The following is a 21,009-nucleotide window of genomic DNA, read 5'->3' as shown; positions in this document are numbered from 1 at the left end:
GTGATTGATGACTACTCCCGCGTGGTCTACAGCGAGATCCACGACGATGAGAAGGCCGATACCGCCGTCGGAGTGCTCCAGCGCGCGGTGTCATGGTTCAGCGCCCGAGGAGTCAAGGTGGAGCGAGTCCTGTCCGACAACGGTTCTGCCTACCGTTCCCAGGCCTGGCAAGCCGCCTGTCAGCAGCTGGGCATCAAGGCCAAGCACACCCGCCCCTACCGCCCCCAGACCAACGGCAAGATCGAGCGCTTCCACCGCACCCTGGCCGACGGCTGGGCCTACGCCCGCCACTACACCTCCGAGACCCAACGCCGCCAGGCCCTACCCGCATGGCTGCACCTCTACAATCACCACCGACCCCACACCGCCACCCAAGGCCACCCACCCATCACCCGCCTAACCAACCTCCCCGATCAGTACAACTAGGGAACGACGACGAGGACGTCGCACTTCGACTTGCGGAGCACCTGGACGGAGACGGCTCCGAAGATACGGCCGAACAGCGAATCGACGCCTTTGGATCCGACGATGACGAGGTCCGCCTCGGTCTCCAAGGTGACGAGGGTGACGGCATTGACCGCCGTGCCCTCGACGACGACGCCCTGGGCGAGGGCGACGCCGCGCTCAACGGCGGTATCACGCGCCTTCTCGACGACGGCGTAGGCCTGGTCCTCGGTGAGCCCGCCCCGCACATCGGCGACGGGGGCAGACTCGTTGATGCGAGCCTTGTCCCGCGCCGAGACGGGGTCGAAGCCGGCGACGAGGAGAAGAGCGGCGTCGCACAGGCGAGCCATCTCGCAGGCGCGATCGATGACGTGGGTGTTCGCCTCGACATCGCCGACTCCGGCGACAATAGTGGTATAGGTCACGGATGACATCCTTTCGTGGGGCACCCGGTCAGGCCACGGCAGTCTCAGTGGCGGACACGGCGGCGGCGCGCACCCGCGGGTCCGCGTCCTTGACGGTGTCGATCCACTGGATGAGCAGACCGGCGATGACGAGGAAGACTGCGACGAAGAGCATGGCGTTGACCGGGTGATCGCCGAGCAGGTGCTTGTAAATGGGACCGAAGGTGAGGGTCTGGATGAACTGGGGGATGACGATCATCATATTGATAACGCCCATGTAGACGCCTCGGCGCTCCTTGCGGATCATCTCAATGGCCATGATGTAGGGCACGCCCGTAATAGAAGCCCAGGCCACACCAATGCCGATCATGGGCAGGTAGAGGACCGCGGTGTGGCCGGGGCTGCCGATGCGGGTGAGCAGGACCAGGCAGACGGCGGCGAGGAACAGCGCCGCGGTGTGGACGTGCTTGGGGCCGATGCGGTTGGACAGTCGCGCCAGGAAGAGGGCGACGACCGTGCAGGAGACGTAGTAGGCGACCATGAGCCCGGTGGCGAAGCCGGAGGCGTCGTTGAAGGCCTCGGTCTTGGCGTACCCCGGGTCGGACAGGTTCACGCCGAAGTAGGTGACGGCGCACATGAGGCCCAGGTACTGCCAGAAGACGTTCATGGCGTACCACTGGAAGAAGTAGACCAGGGCCATCTTCTTCAGGCCGCGGGGCATCTCGACGATGGCGACGCCGATGTCCTTGAGGAAGCCGAAGGGGCCCTCCTCCCGCTTCTTGCGCTCGAGCTCGACCAAGCCCTCCGGCGTGGGCGGCAGCTCCTTGGTGGAGAGCACCGAGATGAGCACCGAGCCGATGGAGCACACCGAGCCCACCATGAAGGCGCCGAAGACCCAGTAGGGGATGCCGGCGGCGGTGGCGCCCGCCAGGGTCTTCTCCAGAACGACGAGGGTCCCGGCGGCCAGGGCCGAGCCGGCGCCGATGAACAGGGACTGGGCGAGGAAGCCCTTGGCGAGCTGCTTGGAGGGCAGGCGGTCGCCGATGAAGGCCCGGTAGGGCTCCATGGCCGTGTTGTTCGAGGCGTCCAGCAGCCACAGGCACAGCACCGCCATCCACAAGGCGGTGACGAAGGGCATGAGGAACAGGAACACGGAGCAGCCGACGGCCCCGATCAGGAAGAAGGGCTTACGGCGTCCCCACTTCTCGCTCCAGGTCCGGTCCGAGAGCGCCCCGATGAGCGGTTGGATGAGCAGGCCGGTGACGGGTCCGGCCAGATTGAGGATGGGGATCTCGTCAGCGGAAGCCCCGAGGAACTGGTAGATGGGCGACATGGCGTTCTGCTGCATGCCGAAGGAGTACTGGATGCCGAAGAATCCGACGTTCATCAGCAGGATCTGAGCAGTGCTCATCATGGGCTTGTGCGCGATGTCCGCCGCGCTATTCTGGGAAGTCTGTGCCATAGGTCATCCTTGTCCTGGGTCCTGTGGAACTCTGTCGACGCCGCCCGAGACGGACGCCGCACTTCCTGCCCGAGAGAACGCTGTACGGGACGGCGGGGATCTCAGGAAGTCAAGCAGGTCAATGATCCACCCAACAAGACTAACGTTTGACAGGTCTTTAGCCCCATTATCGGATCTCGCACGAGCCGGACCGGGTCATGACTCATGCACGCAGGGCAATCATCCCACAATGCGCACTGAGGGGCACCTCCAGAGCCAGCGCCTCACCGTCCGGGTCCCCGGTGGGCCCCGGTGACCTGAGGCCCGCCGGGAGACGCACGGTGCCGCCTCCCTCCTCGCCGAGCGCGACGGCGGCCACTCCGCCCTCGAACTCGCGCACCCAGGCGCCCGAGGTCCTCCGGGGCCGTCCCAGCGGGCGCCCCAGGTCGGCGTCGAGGGCGGGGAACCAGGGAGTGCGCGAGTAGTCGTCGTGACCGGTGGCCGTGTAGGCGCCCTCCCCTCCCCCGAAGACCCAGAAGGCCGCCAGCCCGTAGAGGCCGGGGGACGTGCGGGCACCGGACATGGAGCCGCCGCCCCCGCCGTCGGGCGTGCGCACGATGGACAGGCCCGGCCCTCGCAGCTCGTGAATCTGGGCCAGGGCCGTGGCCTCATCGAAGAGGTGATGGTCCCCCCAGCCCAGCCAGCACTCGTCGAAGCCACCACCCCAGGCCGAGTGGCGCTCCCAGCGGCCGGGTTCCCGGCGGGCCTCGGCCACGTTGGGGATGAGGATCTTGCCGACGCCGTTGAGGCCGGCACCGGCCTGGTCCACGAAGATGTTCAGCTCGGCGCGCAGGGCGGCGGTGTCGGCGATTCCGTCCAGGGGGAGGTCCAGGCCGTAGTAGTCGTCGAAGACGTCGTTGTCCGCCATGACGCCGTCGAAGGCGGTCTCAGCGGTGGCCTGGCAGACCTCCTCCACCCAGCGGGCGCGGTAGTCGGGGTCCCACACGCGGGCCTGGAAGTGGCCGGGGTAGGTGTTCCACTCGACCAGGTCGCCGTTGTCACGCCTGGCGAGCCAGCCGCGGCGTCGGGCCTCGCGGTAGGACAGCCCGGAGGCGCGCATGGAGTCCGGCTCGAAGTCTCGCGTGGAGGACAGGCACCGGTAGGCCAGGACCGTCATGTCCGGTCGTGCCTCCTTGAGGCGGGCTGCTGCCTCGGTCTCCCAGGGCTGGAGGATGGCCGCCCGGTAGTGGGCGATCGCGAAGTCCAGCTCCCCGGGCTCGAGCGGGTTGCCGTAACGGATCCAGGCTCCGACGCCGCCGGTGCTGCTCCTCATGCTCCTCCTCGGTCGGCGCGGGTACCGGTCTGCTCGCCGGCGCCGCCCTGACGGTAGATCGTGTTGTAGGAGGCGTTGACCTTGACCAGGTCGTAGGCCGCCTCCACTCGGCCGCGGGCGTTGAGGCTCAGACGCTCGTAGAGATCGACGTCGGAGATGACCTCCTGGACCTTGTCCGCCATGACGGTGGGGTCGCCGGGCTCGATGATGATGCCGCAGGGATCCCAGGTCTGTCCGTCATCGGTGACGATCATGTCCTCGACGACCGAGCGCACGGCGCCGACGTCGGTGCTCACCGTGGGGATGCCGGCCCCCATGGTCTCCAGGGAGACGACCGGCAGGCCCTCGTTGTAACTGGGCAGGACGAACAGATCGAACTCGGGCAGGAGCTCGCGGACCTTGACGGTGCCGCGGATGGTGATGACGCTCTCCAGGCCCTGCTCGACGATGCGGGTCAGGCACTGCTCGAAGTAGGAGGGCATGTGCTCGGTGGGCCCGCACACGTCCAGGTGGATGTTCAGGCCCCGGTCCACCATGAGGCGCACCGAGTCGATCATGTCCAGCAGCCCCTTGATGGGTACGACGCGGGCGATGTACACCAGCTTCCACAGGTGCTTGTCCGCGCCCTCCTTCTTGATCTCCTCGATGGCGGCCAGGCGCGCGGCGTAGGAGGCGTCGAACTCCGAGGTGACGATGCCGTTGGGGATGACGATGGCTCGCCCGGAGTCGCCGCCGAGCTCATTGGCCTCGGTGATGGCCCGCGGGTAGAGGTAGGTGGAGGCGTAGGCGTAGGGGTAGCACAGGCGTCCCATCTCCAGCCACCAGGCCATCCACATGCGCTCGCGGCCGGTGACGTCGAAGGTGCGGTAGTCGGTGAGCCTGACGTTGAGGTCCAGCCGGCGTTCCAGGAGGGTGTTGACGGTGTCGCGCACGTAGAGGTTGTGCTCGGTCAGCAGCACCTTGGTGCCGTGCTCGCGGGCGGCGTTGACGCCCAGGAGCATGGCGTAGCCGGTGGTGTGGGCGTGGTAGACCTGGGCGCGCGGGACCGGTTCGGCCAGGACCGCGTAGGCCAGGGAGAAGAAGTCGCGCAGGCACCAGAAGATGTCGGTCATCGACATCCCCAGGTCCGGCATCATGTCGTCGTAGGCCTCCATGAACTCGCGCGTGCCCAGGATCGCCCAGACCGGGTAGCGGCGCGAGGCGCTCAGGCCCTCGCTGATGAGGTCCCACAGCGGCTCGGTCTGACCGTCCTGGGCCAGGGCGAGCAGGGCCCCCAGGATGCGCCGGGACAGCTCGCGGCGCTGGCGGCGGTTCATGCGCAGGTCGCGCGGGCGGGCGCGCAGGAAGTCCTCCTGGTGCTCCTCCATGGACAGGTAGAGGACCTTCACCCAGGCGACGTTGTCCGGCATGCCGTACAGATCCTTGAGGGGCGAGTGGGAGTCCCAGGTGATGTGGATGATCCCGAAGGTAAGGTCCGGGTTGCCGGTGATGATGTCGTGGACCACCGCGGAGACCCCGCCCTTGAGGTAGGGGTAGGTGGACTCCATGACGATGGCGACGTCGACGTCCACGTAGACGCCGTCCTCGGGGACGCCGTCGGGCAGGACCTGCTCATCGGGCTCGGGCTCCGGCTCCTCGGGGGGCAGGAGCAGCTCGGCCGCGCCGGCGGGGGCCTCCTCGTCCTCGGCCTCCTCCTGGGCAGCCTGCTGCTGGGACAGGGGGATGGCAGCGGCGTGAGAGGCGGCCGAGGCCACGGACTCCCAGGCGATGGCGGTGGGTGTGGGGGGCTGCTGGGGATGCTGGGGCTCGGGCTGGTCGGGCTGTGGGAGGACGGACTCCTGCGGGGCGGGCTCAGCGGGGGCTGAGGGCTTCGGCCGGTCCGCCTCCTGCCGGGCCGGCTCGGCGGGGACCGAGGAATCGCCGTGCACCGGGGGCACGGAGGGCTCAGAGGAGTCGGAGGGCCGTGAGGGCGCTCCGGCTGCAGCGGCGTCGGAGGCCCAGGTGGAGGGGGCAGCAGGGACGGCAGGGGCTTCGACGTCAACAAGGGGCGGCGACGCGGCGGAGCGGGGGGCGGCCGGCTCCACCGCCGAGGAGGCCGAGGCGCCCGAGGCAGCCGGTGCGGCCGAGCTCACGGCACCGAAGATCGGGGAGTCCAGGGCGTCGGGGCTCTGCGGGGAGGTCGGCTCCGGGCTCTTGGGGCGGGGCTGGATCACTCCGTAGCCGGCCGGCGCCGGGGTCTGGACGACGCCGTAGATCGGCACGGCCGGGATCTCAGGAGCCGGGATCTCAGGAGTGGAGGCCGAGGCCGGCTCGGCAACCGGCTCGGCGACCGGCTCGGCAACCGGTTCGGTGGCGGGCGAGTCGGTGGATGGGACGGCGGGCGAGCCTGCGGTGGGGGTGGCGGCCGAGGGCCCGCTCGGGGCGCCGCCGGTGGTGACGACGACGCCGTATCCGTCGGGGCCGACCTTGATCCTGGGGCCGGCCTCCTCGCCCCGGTCGCCGATGCCGGGGGCGTCGTCGGGACTGGGCATCGGGGCGTAGCCGCCGGCGGGAGCCGAGTAGCGCAGCGGAAGGCTCTCCAGGCGGGCGCGGAAGGAGGATGACGAGCTCACCAGGACATGGCCTTTCCCCAGAAGAACGAGTACTCGGGTGCGGCCCACCGCTTGCGGTAGAGCAGCAGCCCCAGCGCGCACAGCAGCAGGTCGACGCCGGCCAGCGGCAGGTAGGCGGCGGCGTCGGCCACCTTGAGCAGCAGGGCCGCGGCGATCGCCACGTGGATGCCGGACAGGAGCAGGGCGGTGGTCGAGTCGCCGATGTGGTCGATCTCGTAGCTCAGGAGCGTCAGCACCGTGAACAGGGTCGAGGCGAGGCACACCTCGAGGACCAGCGGGACCTGCTCGGTGGACATGAGCGCCATGGAGCACACGACGACGATGACGCCGGCGACCCCCACGATGCAGGCGCGAATGAGGCTGGCGTCCAGCAGCCGACGCAGCGTGCGTCCGCGCTCGCGCAGACTGGCCATGCCCTCACGCTTGAGAACCGTCTGGAACAGGGCGATCTCGGTGTTGACCCGGGGTGCGGTGACCGCGAAGTAGTAGCAGTAGGCGACGACGGCGGGCTGGAGGCACAGGTAGACCAGCGCCACGTCGAAGTCACGACCGGCGCCCAGGAAGAGGAAGAACTTGTCCGACCACAGCACTCCTCCCAGGATCGCACCGCGCAGCATGTCCTGCACGAGGATGCCGGTGGCGACCCCGCGGGGCCGCAGGATCTTTCCCAGAGAGCGCCCCATGGACAGGAGCTGGCTGAGGGCCCCGACCAGCGGGGGCAGGTACCACCAGGTGGGCTCGGCGACGAGTGCGACGGCGTAGCAGAGCCAGCCCAGCGACCACAGGCGGCGGCGTCCGGCGACGTCGGCGACGATGAGCGACTGGACGAAGACGACGTGCAGGAGAAGCAGGGCGGTGTGGACGCCCAGGACGTGCAGGTTCCAGCCGGTCACGGCGGCCACGACGAGGATCTCCAGCGCCGTGGGCAGGAGCGCCCACAGGAACAGCGCCGGCCAGATGGAGCAGTAGCGTTCCAGGACCGCCCGCGGGCCGCGGCCGATGGAGTCGCCCAGGAGCCGGTAGACGGGGGTGCCGATGATCTGGCTGAGCCAGGGCACGGCCACTGACACGCTCAGGACGATGACCGGCAGGCCGATGCCGCTCACCGTGCTGGCAGCCATCTTCTGGGACACGACGGGGAAGCTCAGGCCCAGCAGGATCGCCGGGGACATGCCCAGGAGCATTGCCGCACCCCAGTGCCAGCGGGCCCCCGGGGCGATGCCGCCGCGCTTGAGCGCACGGGTGGGCGGCGCTGTGACCAGCCCCAGGCCGATGAGGACCGTGAGGACCAGAACGCCGACGGTGACCTGCTTCGGCCAGCCGACCCAGGGCAGCACCGCCGCCACCACGCCGAGGACGCTCAGGGTCGCAGCAGCGTTAGCGGTCCGCAGGCGCGGAAAACGGTGCTGGTGGAAATGTCGCGGTTCGTATCTGAGTTGGGTCATGGGAGTAGCGGCACCAAGAATGCGTGAGCACGCACGGGCGATCCGAGCCGGACATTCCGGCGCCGCGACCGAGGGGTGTCGCGGCAGTCTGAATGAGGGCGGACAGGTACGGACAGTGAGGACGAGTAGGGGCGATAGCGGTTGAGACGGCCCCGCGCGGGGCGGGGTGACGACACCGATCGACCATGTCCGAGGGACGACTTTCGACGGATCGTCACTCCACTGTATCGGGCAGAGGACAGACATGAGACGGTCAAGCCAAACTCTCAGAATATTCTCTTAGTGCATTCAGGCATCATTCACTTTTCATGTGCTTGCTTCGCAGTTCAGGCGACTATAAGGCCCGTGCATATTCGCAGCCGTGAACTGCACCCCGCACACTCCTGCGTCCACGATCATGGTCTCCACCTGGAAAAATGAGCACAGGGGCAAGGCGGCCCCACCACTTCCCCCGAGGTTCGTGCCAACGCGTCTTGCAGTCTGAGGGCTCCCATGCGCGGCGACGACGATGGGCCGCAACCCCAGTGGGGTTGCGGCCCATCGTATGGAACTGATAAGGGAACTGGACCGGGCGGGACCCGGCGAGGTCAGCGCCCGGGCTCGGCAGCCGGCGAGGCGCCGCCGCCACGACTGATGGGCGGAGTGGAGATGCGCAGCGGGCTGGAGGCCCCACCCCCGCCGCCGGCCGCGGCGTCCTCGGCCTCACGCAGTGCGGCGACCTCGGCCTCGCCCTGCTCCCAGGGCTCGCCGCGGAAGATGAACTCACCCAGGATCGACTCGCCCTCGGCGTCGACGATGACCTTCTGGCCCCGCTCGAGCTCGCCGAAGAGGATCTTCTCGCTCAGGGCGTCCTCGATGTCGCGCTGGATGGCGCGGCGCAGCGGACGGGCGCCGAGCACCGGGTCGAAGCCGCGCTCGGCCAGGAGGTCCTTGGCGGCCTCGGTCAGCTCGATGGTCATCTGCTGCTCGGCCAGGCGCTTGTCGAGGCGCACGATCATGAGGTCGACGATCTGGCGCACCTCCTCCTTGGTCAGCTGCGGGAAGACGATGAGGTCATCGACGCGGTTGAGGAACTCGGGCCGGAACTGCTGCTTGAGCTCGCGGTTGACGTGGGCCTTCATCTCCTCGTAGTCCATGGCGCCGGACTCGGTGGACTGGAAGCCGGTGGCCACCGACTTGCCGATGTCCTTGGAGCCGAGGTTGGTGGTCATGATGATGACGGTGTTCTTGAAGTCGACCACGCGACCCTGGGCGTCGGAGAGGTGGCCGTCCTCCAGGATCTGCAGCAGGGAGTTGAAGATATCCGGGTGGGCCTTCTCAACCTCGTCGAACAGGACCACGGAGAAGGGCCGACGGCGTACCTTCTCGGTGAGCTGGCCGCCCTCGTCGTAGCCGACGTAGCCGGGAGGGGCACCGAAGAGCCGCGAGACCGTGTGCTTCTCGGCGAACTCGGACATGTCGAGCTGGATGAGGGCGTCCTCGTCGTCGAACAGGAACTCCGCCAGGGCCTTGGCCAGCTCGGTCTTTCCGACGCCGGTGGGGCCGGCGAAGATGAAGGAGCCGCCGGGGCGCTTGGGGTCCTTCAGGCCGGCACGGGTGCGGCGGATCGACTTCGACAGCGCCTCGATGGCCTTGTTCTGGCCGATGATGCGCTTGTGGAGCTCGGCCTCCATGTTGAGGAGCTTGGCGGACTCGGCCTCGGTCAGCTTGACCACCGGGATGCCGGTGGACATGGCCAGGACCTCGGCGATGAGCGCCTCGTCGACCTCGGCGACCTGGTCGAGGTCGCCGGACTTCCAGGCCTTCTCCTTGGCGGCGCGCTCGTCGGCCAGACGGCGCTCGTCGTCGCGCAGTGAGGCGGCGCGCTCGAAGTCCTGGTCGTCGATGGCCGACTCCTTCTCCCGCTTGACCTGGGCGATCTGCTCGTCGATCTCGCGCAGCTCGGGCGGAGCCGTCATGCGGCGGATGCGCAGGCGGGCGCCGGCCTCGTCGACCAGGTCGATGGCCTTGTCCGGCAGGAAGCGGTCGTTGATGTAGCGGTCGGCGAGCTTGGCGGCGGCCTCAATGGCCTCGTCGGTGATGACGATGCGGTGGAAGGCCTCGTAGCGGTCGCGCAGGCCGGTGAGGATCCCGATGGTCTCCTCGATGCTGGGCTGGTCGACGGTCACCGGCTGGAAGCGGCGCTCCAGGGCGGCGTCCTTCTCGATCTTGCGGTACTCGTCCAGGGTGGTGGCCCCGATGGTCTGGAGCTCGCCGCGGGCCAGCATGGGCTTGAGGATGGAGGCGGCGTCGACGGCGCCCTCGGCGGCGCCGGCACCGACGAGGGTGTGGATCTCGTCGATGAACAGGACGATGTCGCCGCGGGTGCGCACCTCCTTGAGGACCTTCTTGAGGCGCTCCTCGAAGTCGCCGCGGTAGCGCGAGCCGGCCACGAGCGAGCCCATGTCCAGGGAGTAGAGCTGCTTGTCGCGCAGGGTCTCGGGGACGTCGCCGTGGACGATGGCCTGGCTCAGGCCCTCGACGACGGCGGTCTTGCCCACGCCGGGCTCCCCGATGAGGACGGGGTTGTTCTTGGTGCGCCGGGAGAGGACCTGCATGACCCTCTCCATCTCCTTCTTGCGGCCGATGACCGGGTCCAGCTTGCCCTCGCGGGCGGCGGCGGTGAGGTTGCGGCCGAACTGGTCCAGGATGGCGCTGCCCGAGGGCGTGCCCTCCTTGGAGGGGCCTCCGGCGTTGACGGTCTCCTTGCCCTCGTAGCCGGAGAGCATCTGCATGACGGTCTGGCGCACGCTGGACAGATCCCCGCCGAGGTTGGTCAGGACCTGGGCGGCCACTCCCTCGCCCTCGCGCAGGAGGCCGAGGAGCAGGTGCTCGGTGCCGATGTAGTTGTGGCCGAGCTGGAGGGCCTCGCGCATGGAGAGCTCGAAGACCTTCTTGCCGCGCGGCGTGAAGGGAATGTGGCCGGTGGGGGCGGACTGACCCTCGCCGATGATCTCAATGACCTGGCTGCGCACGGCGTCCAGGGAGATATCCATGGACTCCAGGGCCTTGGCGGCCACTCCCTCGCCCTCGTGGATGAGGCCGAGAAGGAGGTGCTCGGTGCCGATGTAGTTGTGGTTCAGGGCGCGCGCCTCGTCCTGCGCGAGCACGACGACGCGTCGGGCGCGGTCGGTAAAGCGTTCAAACATCAGTAATTCCTCCTCGGCACGCGCTCAGTGCGGGACCGCTCGTCCGGTGGTGGCGAGGGATGTCGCAGCGCCGCGGAGAGATGGCGCTGAGAGCACGTGCTGACAAGGCTAACCAGGCCGACGCCCGGGCCATGCCCCTGTTCGCGGTAGGCGTGAGTAAGCCTTGAGCCGGGTCGGCTCAAGATGTGCGGCGCAGGGTCGGCCCGCCTCCCGGCGCCCCACCCCACCCCTGGCGCCCCGCCTCCACCTGGCACCCCGCCTCCACCTGGCACCCCGCCCCTGCCTCCCCGCCTCCACCTGGCGCCCCGCCCCACCGGCCGCGGTCGTAGGTTAGGTCTCGCGGTCGCACCCTGAACCCTCGACCGCGCGGCATAAGGTACGACCGCGGCGGCAGGGACGGCGTCGGCACGTCCACGGGCACCTTGAGGCGGGGCCATTCGAGCGGCAGGGCAAGAACTGCCCGCAATTCTGCCGCACGATCCGGGGCGGCCCGCCACAATAGAGATCATGCCTCCCGTGACTTCTCCAGCCGACGCCGGCCATGACGACACGGCGCCGACTGACATCTCCAGCACGCCCACAGGTCAAGCCCCTGACACCGAGGCGCGGGACGCCGCGCGAGGAACCGCGGACATCGCGCAACGCCTTCTGCACGTCCTGCCGGCGCTGAGAACCGGGGCACTGCTCAGCGTCATTGGCGCCGTCGCACTCTTCTTCGCCTGGGGAAGCGGCGTCCACGTCTTCGCCTTCGACACCCGCAACGCCTGGTGGACACCCATATCCGGGATTCCGGCCTTCTGGGCGATATCCCTCCTTTTCCGCTTGCTACCCCACCGGTCCCAGGATCCTGCCCACGGCAAATCCATCGCCACCGCACATAGGGTGGTCGCCACGCTGGCGATCAGCGGAATCGTGGTGTACGCAGTCCGGCTCATATGGAAGGCTCTTTCAATATGGTCGTCCGTGCTATCCCGCACGGGAATCAACACCGTGGAACTCATCGTCATCGCGGCGGGAACGGCGGGACTGGCCCTTTTGGCTGTCACCGACATTCTCATCCACACACTCTGGGCCACCGCACTATCGCCGAATCCCCCACGGAGGAAAGGCTTGGCCCGCCTCCGGCGGTCCAGAAAGCCGGTTCGGCACCCCGAAGGCCCGCGACGTCGGACGCTCTCACGTGCCGCGCTGGTGCTGGCACCCTCCCTCATCCTTGCCGGGGCGGCGGCCGTACCACTGAGCCGGCGCAGTAAGGCCATTCAGAAGCTGGCTGCACCATCGGTCGCCAAGAACCTTCCCACCTACCCCACCTCCCTAGCCGGCAAGCCGGCCTGGGTCAAGGACATCGACAACGTCCTGGACATTGTGGCGGGGGCCGCCGGACCTGTCATCCACACCGCCGACGGCATCATGGGCCTCAACCCCGCGGACGGCAGTGTCCTGTGGAGCTACGAACGCCCGAGTTCAACATACATTGAGATTTTCGGCAGCCTCCCTAACTTCTCAGGCATAGGAACCCATCGGACACTGGCGGTCAGCCCCGACCACCGCCACATCGCCTTTCGTATCGCCGGCCCCGGCAAATGGACGGATCTTCCATACACCAACCAGACAGCAGTGACGATCGTTTTGGACACCACCACCGGCCAGGTAACCAATGAACATCTCTCCGATGACGGCGTCCTTCAGATCACCGATTCTGCGATCATGGATAGTAACAAGATCTACACCATCGGCAGCGACATCGAGAGATGGGATTTCGACAAGCACGGTACCAGACCCTTTGGGAGAGGGGCGAACTATTCAGGGACGGCGGGACACTCAACCTTCATCGTCAATATCGACATTGACGTCGACGACAGCCACGGCAACAGTAGCCCACAGTACGGTCACCTATCCCTTGTTTCACAGGACAATCCAGATCAGATCCATACCTCTCCACCATCTGTGCTGACAACAGAATCCCCGAATGCAATCAGCATTGATGGCTGGACGGTTATCTATCGAGAAGGAGTCCCCACAAGCACCAACGGCTCCTTCCACCAGGGCTGGGAGATGCAAGCCGCCACCCTGGACTCCCTAGTCTCCGAAAAAGAATCTCAGCAACAACGACATGACCTGGGGCGAGGTGTGGGCATCAACGACAACGCATCAATCACCACAGGAAAGATCATCACATTTCCAGCAACACCCTCGTCGTCAGCGCAAGAGACCTTGACGGAGCACTCTTTCCTCTTCTGGAAGGAACCCACAACGGTCTCAGCAGTCTTCGATCCCTCAACACAGAAGCTCCTACCCATGGACCAGCCCTCAGGCCTCATTCGAGCAATCGGTATATCACCAGAGACCTCACCCGACAGCCTCGAAGCGAGGGTGCGACTCACCCCCATGAGCCACGGAGAGGAGGCCTCCTTCACTATTTCCACAGGAAGCATTTTCCACACACCAGGTTCATATGAATACAACCCCGGAATGAAGGATATCGCCATCCGAAGTTCTTCGAAGGTGTCCGCACTCCACACCCCAGGCGCCAACATCATCATCCTCAACCCCACCGCGCAACCCACATACGAGAACCGCTCCTATCGTCTCTACGGGATCACGGAGGCCACAAAGAAATGAGATCCGCCAACGACAGTCTCTGCTCGCACGGCCAACACTCGAGCCTCCTTCTACGCATCATCGGCGCAATGACGTCACTCTCCCTTGGGCTGACATCCCTCGCAGCATGCGCGCCCACCAGCAGAACCCCCTCCGAGTCTTCCACACCCACAGTTTCTTCACTCACTACAAGTGAAGCCAAGAACATCGAGTTAGGCGACCATTCCGAGTACTCCGGCATCACCCCATTACCGACAAATAGCGGCCCACTCAACATGTATGAAGCACCTCACGGCCAGACAACTTTAATCAAGCACAACACAGAGGGAGGCATGACATGGGCATCCACGATCAGACCTTCTGTTGCTGATATGATCTCGGGAGAGATCACAACACCCCAAAAGGCTGCTAAATTCCAGCTTTTCGAGTCGACATCCGGATACGCAGTCGTCAGTCCTGACGGACGTCACGCTTCGTTCCTCCTACGACCCGCAGACATGCGAGGTCCCCACGAGGCACGGGAGGAGAGGAAGGACTTCACTGTCGCAGACCAGCGCGCTTATGTCCTCGTCATCGAGACCGAGACCGGAAGGACTGTTCGCACTGAGGAGGTCAAGGGGCTGATTCTGGGCCAGGTCCTCACCAATGACACCCTGGCCGTGGAGACCTCTCAGAGCTACTACCCCGGCGGCAACGGGCACGGCACCATCACCACGTTCTCCCTGGACAAGCCAGAGACCAAGGCGGCCACGATCCCCACCGACAAGTGGCTCGTCGGAGCCACCCAGGACACCCTGCTGCTGGCACCGTCCAACATGAGCGAAGGGCATTACAGCGCTCAACCGCTGACCCGCCTGAGCGAGAGCGGCGACGTCGTCGGAACAGCTGCCGGAGTGACCGACGTCTATCGGGGCGGATGGGTTGGACGAGTCAAAGACGGCAACACGCCGCCCACGACGGACAACACCGATGACACACCTCTGGCCACCCCCACCGAGCTGGTCCACCTCGACTCCGGCGTCACGACCGACGTGGCGGGACTCAAGGTGAAGGAGGTCGCGTTGCCGACTGCTGCAGGGCTCCTCGTCTCCCGGGAGACCACCACCGGTGAGGGCAAGAACCGCGAGACCACCTCCACCCCGCAGTTCTGGCTCAGCGCCGCCGACGACGGCCACCCCCACACCGAGAACCTCGAGCAGTTCTCCACCAAGTAACGCCCAAGCCGGCCCCACACCGAAGGACCCTCACGCCATGCCACCTGCCGCCGAATCCCCAGCCGATGCCGACGCTGGCGCCGCCGCAGAGCCCCCTGCTCGTCAGCACCGTCGCGGATGGTCCAGGCGCCTCACCAGCATCCTGAGGTTGCTTCGGGTCGGTTTTCTGCTCGCGTCGGCCACCGCCGTCGGGCTGTACTTCCTGTGGGGTATCGGCCTGTCCCACCTGTTCGCTCCACTGCGCAAGCAGTGCCAGTATCCGGTTGTCATCGCCGTCGGGCTCTGGGCCGTCTGCGCCGCCATCTGCACCAAGAGCTTCAGTGAGTGGGCGGAGCAAACTGTGGGCACCCCCAAGCCACCGAAGATCCCCCTCATCCTCCTGCCGGCGGGCATCGCGGGCGGTGCGGGCTATGCCGTCTGGCGGGTCATCCTGATGTGGCGTGAGGTCCTGGACGCCGGCTTTCATGTCGGCGAGCTGCTGGCCGTGGCCCTCGGTCTGGCCGCCGCTGGATTGTTGGCGACATGCGACGCCGTTCTCCGGGGGATCCGAGCATGTCGCCCTCGTGAATCAGCCCCCACCAAACGAGGCCGTGGCCTGCGCCGTTGGCTCCCGACGCTCAGGCCCGTGACGCTCAGCCGACGCACGGTTGCTGCTGCAGGCGCTCTGATCCTTCTGCCATCTGTTGTCCTGACGGGCATTGCTGCGGTCCCGCACTACCGCTGGACCACTCCCGTGCACCACACGACCGCGGCGCCCATCAGCGACTCGCAGCTGCCGTCGACCCCCTCAGCTCTCGGTTCCCAAGCCGCCTGGAGCAAGGACGTCGATGGGATGCTCGACGTCGTCGGCGGCGCCGCAGGCCCCGTGATCCTCACCACGACCGGCCTCATGGGGCTCAACCCGAAGGACGGCTCCGTTCGCTGGACGTACCAGCGTGATGGCGCCGTGTACTCCGCGCTGGTTTCGGATCGTGCCACGCAATCCTTGGGCGACACCTACCTCATCACCAGCCCCGACCACCGCCATATCGCCCTGCGCCTGAACGGCCCAGGTTTCATCATCAACGGCGGGAAGCAGAATGACGGCAGCCCGGACCGCCAGGACGTCCAGTCTTACGTCTCCCTGGTGCTCGACTCCGTCACCGGCAAAGTGACTCACGAGCACGTCAGCGTAGGAGGGGCACTCCAGCTCACGGACAGCGCCCTGCTCGATGACACAACCGTCTACTCGCTGGACAAGGACACCAAGCTCTGGGACTTCCGGAGCGCCAGGATTCGGGGACTGGGCCTCGATCCGGGCACCTACATCGGTACGGCCGGGCATGCGTCCTTTCTCATCGAAACCGGCAAGGACCGGCGTCTGTCCCTCATCCCACAGGCACACCCGGACCAGATCACTCCAGCTCCCAACCTGCTCGAGAACCATCTAGGGCGGGCGGTGGTCATCGACGGATGGGTCGCCTCCTTCGACAACAATGCGTGGTCACGGGCCACCACCATGACTGAGACCGGCCATGCCTACGCGGCGAACCTTGACGGCCTGGCCGGCGTGCCAGGTGCCGACACCCAGACCTACGACCTGGGCGTCACGCTGGGCGTCAATGCTCTGGCGTCCTACGCATCAGGAACGCTAGCGATGCTGCCATCGAGTCCACCACCCAACAACGCCGACAGGTTTCCTGACTTCAGAGAGTTCTGGGACGGGGTGCCGTCGGTCGGACAGGTCTTCGACCCACACAGCAAGGCAGTGAAACCCGCTCGAGAGTCGGCAGGAATCTCTGGTATCGCCGTCGGCATCACCTCCCGGGCAACAGAGACGAACCCTGGTGGCCAGATCACCGCCCGCACCCCTGACGGCCACTCCGCGTCCCTGCCCATCGCCCCCGGGACAACCTTCTACGCACCGGGGACCGGCGACCCCTCCAACGCGAAACTCAACGACTTGGCGGTCGCGCACGCCGGCGGTTCCTACCTGTCGGCAGTCAACACCCCCGGCGTCACACTCGTCACTCTGAACGCCGCACCTCCAGGAGATGGGGCATCACGATACGTCAGGATCTACGGCATCACGGGAGGGCAATGATGGGCAAGCACCCCCGCAACGCACTCACTTTCATACCTCCTGTCAGCGCCACACCACACGCCTTCTTCATCGCACTGTGCGCCATCACCGCCACTCTGACACTTTCCTTGGGCGCCTGCACCCCTCGCAGCTCACACCCCACTCACGAGTCTCTCGCGATCACCTCGCGCACTCTGAAAAACATCGATGGGCTCGACATGCCATCCACCCCCACCAACGGCGGGGCACATGTTTCAACAGCCCTGAAAAACAACATCCTCACGGTTGCGAGCATCACCTCCACGGAGGACACACCTCAATGGGCTCTCGACATCAGCCTGACCAATAGCCCTGACAGCAGCATCTCGTGGCCGGACTATTCCGACCACAATCTGACAGAGCGACTGATGTCGACAGCTGTCGGCGCCCTTGTCGTGAGCCCCAACGGGAACTACGTCTCCCTCGCGTTACAGGTGACTCGGAAGCAGGAGGACGAGCCGCAGCTCACCGATCAGTCGAGCACTGTGGAACTGGCCTCCCAGCAGCGCGGTTACGTCGTCGTTCTTGATGCCAGGACCGGGAAGACCGTCCTCACCCGGGAGATCTCCGGTTTCATCCTGGCGCAGGCCCTCACCAACGATCACCTCGCCGTCGAGACCGCTCGCGCCTACTTTCCCGCCGGGGAGGGCAAAGGCACCATCACCGCCTTCCCACTTTCCGGCTCTGCCTCCCCCACCTCGACTCCCACCGATCAGTGGCTCGTAGGAGCTGGTCAGGACTCCCTGCTCTTGTCACCGCAACCGCTGTACTACGACATGTGCAGCAGTCCCTGCGGCCCCTTCACCCTGACCCATATCAGTATCAGCGGTCAAAAACTGGGTACTATCACGCATGCAGACGAGGTCTACCGTGGCGGCTGGGTCGAGAGGTACAAAGAGCCCGCCCCAGACGGAGAGGCGTCTGCGCAGGCAGCACGAGAGGTGGTCGATGTCGACACCGGTGCCGCCACCGACCTCAACGGCGACCAGGCCGAGGAGACAGGGCTGTCCACTGGTCCAGGGCTTCTCGTGACGAGGAGAACCGATCCCGACAAGCAGAGCTCGCCGTCGGTGCCGGTTGCCTGGCTCAGCGCCGCCGACGACGGCCACCCCCACACCGAGAACCTCGAGCAGTTCTCCAGCAAGTAGCGGCACGGAAGACAGCACGATGACCGATGAGCACAGTGACCAGTCCCAGGACGCCGAGTCCCCTGCACCCACCGGCTCGGCGGAGGCCGCCGAGGCCACCGAGGCCGCCGAGTCCCGGGAGACCGCTGACTCCGTTGGCGCCTCAGACGGCTCGGTGCCCGATCCTCCGCGACGCATCCTCACGATGCTGCGGGCTCTGCGGGCCCTGCGCCTCGGCTGGCTCCTAGCCGTCGGGGCGATGATCGTGCTGTTCCTCGTCTACCAGAGCGGGATGAGGGATCCCGGTGACACGATGAAGTCGGTCGGAGGCTTTATTGGCGGCCTGGCCGTGCTCATATGGATTGCCGGCTACTTCAAGTGGAGAGAGACCGCGCGTTCTGCCTTGAAGAGCTATCCCACTTCACCGCGAGCGCTCGTCAGGAAGACGGTCCTCTTCCAACCGCTGTGCTTGCTGGTGTTCTCGGGTGGCTTCACCGTCGTCCTTCTGCGCCTGTGGCACGCCCAGCTGCGCAGTACCTCGGTCAGTATCGACCAGCTGCTGACGCTGGCGGTGGGGGCGCTGGGTCTGGGCCTGCTGGCGGCGACCGATCTCCTGGTTCGTGCCGCCCGGGCCACCTACTTCCCGCCGCCGCAGAAGCGGCACCTGAGGGCGCGGCTGGGAGGCCTGCGGAGGATTCGGCTGCCCCGGCCCTCGTGGCGCTCCGTCCTCGGCGCGGTCATTCTCATCGTCATTCCGCCGCTCGCCCTCGGGACAGCGGCCACGGTCCCGCACCTGATCGCAAGCCGGGTCACGCCGTCAACCGCTGCGAGCATCGACACCTCTGCGCTTCCGGCACTGCCCCGGTCCTTCGCCTCGACGGCGGCTTGGTCGCAGGACATCCACAACATGGCGGAGGTGGTGGCAGGTGCTGCCGGGCCAGTCGTCCTGAGCAGCGACGGCGTCGTCGGCCTCAATCCCGCCGACGGCTCGCCCCGGTGGACCTATCCGCGCAAGCACGCGCGCTTCATCCGCTGCCACCCGAGCCCGGACCGCCGTCACCTCGCGATGACCCTCGATGCCACCGACGGCGAGCAGCCGGAGGGCATGAGCGTCGACCCCCTGGTGGTGGTGCTCGATACGGTGACCGGGCGCGTCACCTACGAGGGCTTCATACAGGAAGGCGTCCTCCAGCTCACCGACTCCGTCCTGCTCAACGGCTCCACCGGATACTCGCTCACCGACGGCTCCCGACTGTGGTCCATCGACAAGGATGGATGTCTCCGTCTCACCTGATACCTGGCCCTACTCGGGTACGGCCGGTCACTCCTCCTTCCTCCTGCGGGGCACGCAACGACGCCCCGATGGGAGGGAGTCCAGGGACGGATTGTACGGAACCTACACACTCATGCCCGACACTGATCCCTCAGTACGCCGTGAGAGTGCCCCGATCCTCACCGACGGCCGGGGCAGTCCTCTCGTCGTCGGCGGGTGGGTGGCCGCCTTCACTGAGACTCCTCGGCCGATCGACTTCCAGACCTCCCCCACGGGTTGGGCGGCGCAGGCCGTCAACCTTGACGCCATGGCCGGCGTCGCCGGTGCCGACACCACCACCCACGACCTGGGCCTGACCTCCGGAACCAACAGCGCAGCCTCCCGCGCCACGGGCACGCTGATGACTCTGCCTCAACGGACCGTGGGTAACGGAGTCGGCCGCATGCCGACATCTCCCCAGGAGCTCGAGGGCGGTACAGCCGTTGCCGCGATCTTCGACCCACAGACCCGGACCGTCTCCCACTCGGCGCAGGAGGCGGGGATCCTGTCCTACGCCGGCCTCGCCCGCGCCGAGTCCGGCGGCGGCGTCCTAAGCGTCAGCAGCGGGGAGCGAACCCCGACGACGGTAGACGTGCCCGCGGGCTCCACCTACTACGCGCCCGGAACTCGGCACGTGTGGACCATCGAGGATCCGTCGTCGTCGTCGAATCCACTGCTCACCACCCTGAGCACACCGGGAACGACCCTCGTCATCATGACCACCGGCCCGGACAAGGGCTCCCACTCCTTCCGCATCTTCGGCATCTCAGGAGCCTCGTCATGACCAGCACACGCCCTCACCTCCTTCGCCAACGGGTCATCGGCTCAGCCCTGGCTGCGGCAGTCCTGTTCGCGGGGGCCATGAGCGCCTGCAGCCCGAGCCCCTCGCAGCTGCCGCAGGTGGAGTCCACCGCCCTGAGCGCCTCGCAGGTCAAGGAGCGCGTCTCGGAGACTCCCACCAGCACCGACTACTACTCCACACCCATCGGCGAGGACTTCCTCCACGTCTCCGCCCCAGAGCTGACGGAGAAGGAGAAGGCGCAACGCGGCAGACAGGACCGGTCGGGGGCGAACAGCTCCATCGTCGCCCGGTACCGCGGCGCAGACGGCTCGGTGCTGTGGGCGCGTGAGATCACGCCGGCGGTCATCAACTGGCTCGACGACGACGGCAGCTCCGCCCAGGACGTTGCCCACGACCTCCTCGCGTGGCGGCCGGCCGGCTACGCCGTCGTCAGCCCCGATGGCCGCTATGTCTCCCTCGTCCTGCGTCCGCCGCAGATGAGGCCCGTGCTTCACGACTCGGACGACGACCACACCCCGCTCGACGTCGCCGCTCAGCGCACCCACGTTCTCGTCCTCAATGCCGCCACCGGGGAGACGGTCCGCACCGTGGAGGTCTCGGGGCTCGTCCTGGGGCAGGTGCTGACCAACGACTCCCTGGCCGTGGAGACCGCCCAGACCTACTACCCGGCCGGGGACGGGAAGGGGACGGTCACCGTCTACTCCCTGACCAACACGTCCGCCGCTCCGGCTTCCTTCGCCACCGACCAGTGGCTCACCGGGATCGACGACGGCGCTCTGCTCCTGTCCCCGCAGTCGCTGGCCATCGAACGGCGCGACGACATGTCGGTGACACTCACCCGCGTCGATACCCGGGGACGAAAGCTCGGCACCATTGAGGGCGTCACCGCACCCGACCTGAAGCACTGGGAGCGACCGACGCAGCATCAGTAGCCCGGCCCTCTGGAGCGCTTCTTCCGTTGTCCGTTCAACCGGGCGAATACCGC

Annotated in this window: 14 protein-coding genes; 8 read left to right on the top strand and 6 right to left on the bottom strand. The window is 66.8% G+C overall.

All coding sequences use genetic code 11. From position 1 onward, the window contains the following. Positions 1-426: integrase core domain-containing protein (locus AB7V09_RS07220; protein WP_419143355.1), on the top strand; the 426-nt coding region annotated here is incomplete at its 5' end. Here the strand turns inward: AB7V09_RS07220 and AB7V09_RS07215 are convergent. The 6 genes from AB7V09_RS07215 to AB7V09_RS07190 form a co-directional block, all read right to left on the bottom strand. After that, positions 423-869: a universal stress protein gene (locus AB7V09_RS07215; protein WP_009747803.1), complete on the bottom strand. Its 447-nt coding sequence runs from the start codon at positions 867-869 to the stop codon at positions 423-425. The two genes, AB7V09_RS07220 and AB7V09_RS07215, sit on opposite strands and share 4 nt — an antisense overlap. A gap of 28 nt (positions 870-897) precedes the next feature. Beyond that, positions 898-2,310 carry an MFS transporter gene (locus AB7V09_RS07210; protein ID WP_271288529.1) on the bottom strand — a complete coding sequence of 471 codons (1,413 nt, stop codon included), beginning with the start codon at positions 2,308-2,310 and terminating at the stop codon, positions 898-900. Between the two features lie 202 nt (positions 2,311-2,512). Then, the gene (locus AB7V09_RS07205; RefSeq protein ID WP_075414061.1) at positions 2,513-3,622 is read right to left on the bottom strand and encodes a putative glycoside hydrolase; all 1,110 of its coding nucleotides are present in this window, start codon (positions 3,620-3,622) and stop codon (positions 2,513-2,515) included. After that, positions 3,619-6,234, bottom strand: coding sequence for a GT4 family glycosyltransferase PelF (pelF, locus tag AB7V09_RS07200; protein ID WP_419143354.1), 2,616 nt, complete (start codon positions 6,232-6,234; stop codon positions 3,619-3,621). The genes AB7V09_RS07205 and pelF overlap by 4 nt, the downstream gene beginning before the upstream one ends. Continuing rightward, positions 6,231-7,679: a hypothetical protein gene (locus AB7V09_RS07195; RefSeq protein WP_419143353.1), complete on the bottom strand. Its 1,449-nt coding sequence runs from the start codon at positions 7,677-7,679 to the stop codon at positions 6,231-6,233. Before AB7V09_RS07195 ends, pelF begins: the two co-directional genes overlap by 4 nt. Positions 7,680-8,266: 587 nt before the next feature. After that, positions 8,267-10,867 (bottom strand): ATP-dependent Clp protease ATP-binding subunit, encoded by a 2,601-nt coding sequence (locus AB7V09_RS07190; protein WP_003787373.1) that lies wholly within the window; start codon positions 10,865-10,867, stop codon positions 8,267-8,269. Positions 10,868-11,374: 507 nt separating this feature from the next. Here AB7V09_RS07190 and AB7V09_RS07185 point away from each other — a divergent pair. The 7 genes from AB7V09_RS07185 (at position 11,375) to AB7V09_RS07155 (ending at position 20,956) form a co-directional block, all read left to right on the top strand. Next, positions 11,375-13,489, top strand: coding sequence for a hypothetical protein (locus tag AB7V09_RS07185; protein ID WP_419143352.1), 2,115 nt, complete (start codon positions 11,375-11,377; stop codon positions 13,487-13,489). A 476-nt stretch (positions 13,490-13,965) separates the two neighbouring features. After that, entirely contained in the window at positions 13,966-14,682 is a 717-nt protein-coding gene (locus AB7V09_RS07180) for a hypothetical protein (protein WP_419143351.1), read from the top strand. 37 nt (positions 14,683-14,719) lie between these two features. After that, positions 14,720-16,765 carry a hypothetical protein gene (locus AB7V09_RS07175; protein WP_419143350.1) on the top strand — a complete coding sequence of 682 codons (2,046 nt, stop codon included), beginning with the start codon at positions 14,720-14,722 and terminating at the stop codon, positions 16,763-16,765. Continuing rightward, a complete protein-coding gene (locus AB7V09_RS07170; RefSeq protein WP_419143349.1) occupies positions 16,762-17,931 on the top strand; it encodes a hypothetical protein in 1,170 nt (389 codons plus the stop codon). The genes AB7V09_RS07175 and AB7V09_RS07170 overlap by 4 nt, the downstream gene beginning before the upstream one ends. A gap of 19 nt (positions 17,932-17,950) precedes the next feature. Continuing rightward, positions 17,951-19,204, top strand: coding sequence for a hypothetical protein (locus AB7V09_RS07165; protein ID WP_419143348.1), 1,254 nt, complete (start codon positions 17,951-17,953; stop codon positions 19,202-19,204). A gap of 112 nt (positions 19,205-19,316) precedes the next feature. Further along, positions 19,317-20,006, top strand: coding sequence for a hypothetical protein (locus AB7V09_RS07160; protein ID WP_419143347.1), 690 nt, complete (start codon positions 19,317-19,319; stop codon positions 20,004-20,006). After that, on the top strand, positions 20,003-20,956 hold the full coding sequence (locus tag AB7V09_RS07155) for a hypothetical protein (protein WP_419143346.1): 954 nt from the start codon (positions 20,003-20,005) through the stop codon (positions 20,954-20,956). The genes AB7V09_RS07160 and AB7V09_RS07155 overlap by 4 nt, the downstream gene beginning before the upstream one ends. Positions 20,957-21,009: the final 53 nt, after the last annotated feature.

Source organism: Actinomyces sp. SKVG-SVH-4(1) (genome assembly GCF_048514265.1).
Lineage (GTDB): Bacteria > Actinomycetota > Actinomycetes > Actinomycetales > Actinomycetaceae > Actinomyces > Actinomyces oris.
This window is presented reverse-complemented; position numbering and strand designations above follow the sequence as displayed.

Bases quoted from the DNA above. Each gene is read 5' to 3' on its own strand.
- AB7V09_RS07210 (WP_271288529.1), bottom strand. From the start codon at position 2,310: ATGGCACAGACTTCCCAGAATAGCGCGGCGGACATCGCGCACAAGCCC.
- AB7V09_RS07205 (WP_075414061.1), bottom strand. From the start codon at position 3,622: ATGAGGAGCAGCACCGGCGGCGTCGGAGCCTGGATCCGTTACGGCAAC.
- AB7V09_RS07195 (WP_419143353.1), bottom strand. From the start codon at position 7,679: ATGACCCAACTCAGATACGAACCGCGACATTTCCACCAGCACCGTTTT.
- AB7V09_RS07190 (WP_003787373.1), bottom strand. From the start codon at position 10,867: ATGTTTGAACGCTTTACCGACCGCGCCCGACGCGTCGTCGTGCTCGCG.
- AB7V09_RS07185 (WP_419143352.1), top strand. From the start codon at position 11,375: ATGCCTCCCGTGACTTCTCCAGCCGACGCCGGCCATGACGACACGGCG.
- AB7V09_RS07180 (WP_419143351.1), top strand. From the start codon at position 13,966: ATGCGAGGTCCCCACGAGGCACGGGAGGAGAGGAAGGACTTCACTGTC.
- AB7V09_RS07175 (WP_419143350.1), top strand. From the start codon at position 14,720: ATGCCACCTGCCGCCGAATCCCCAGCCGATGCCGACGCTGGCGCCGCC.
- AB7V09_RS07170 (WP_419143349.1), top strand. From the start codon at position 16,762: ATGATGGGCAAGCACCCCCGCAACGCACTCACTTTCATACCTCCTGTC.
- AB7V09_RS07165 (WP_419143348.1), top strand. From the start codon at position 17,951: ATGACCGATGAGCACAGTGACCAGTCCCAGGACGCCGAGTCCCCTGCA.
- AB7V09_RS07160 (WP_419143347.1), top strand. From the start codon at position 19,317: ATGCCCGACACTGATCCCTCAGTACGCCGTGAGAGTGCCCCGATCCTC.
- AB7V09_RS07155 (WP_419143346.1), top strand. From the start codon at position 20,003: ATGACCAGCACACGCCCTCACCTCCTTCGCCAACGGGTCATCGGCTCA.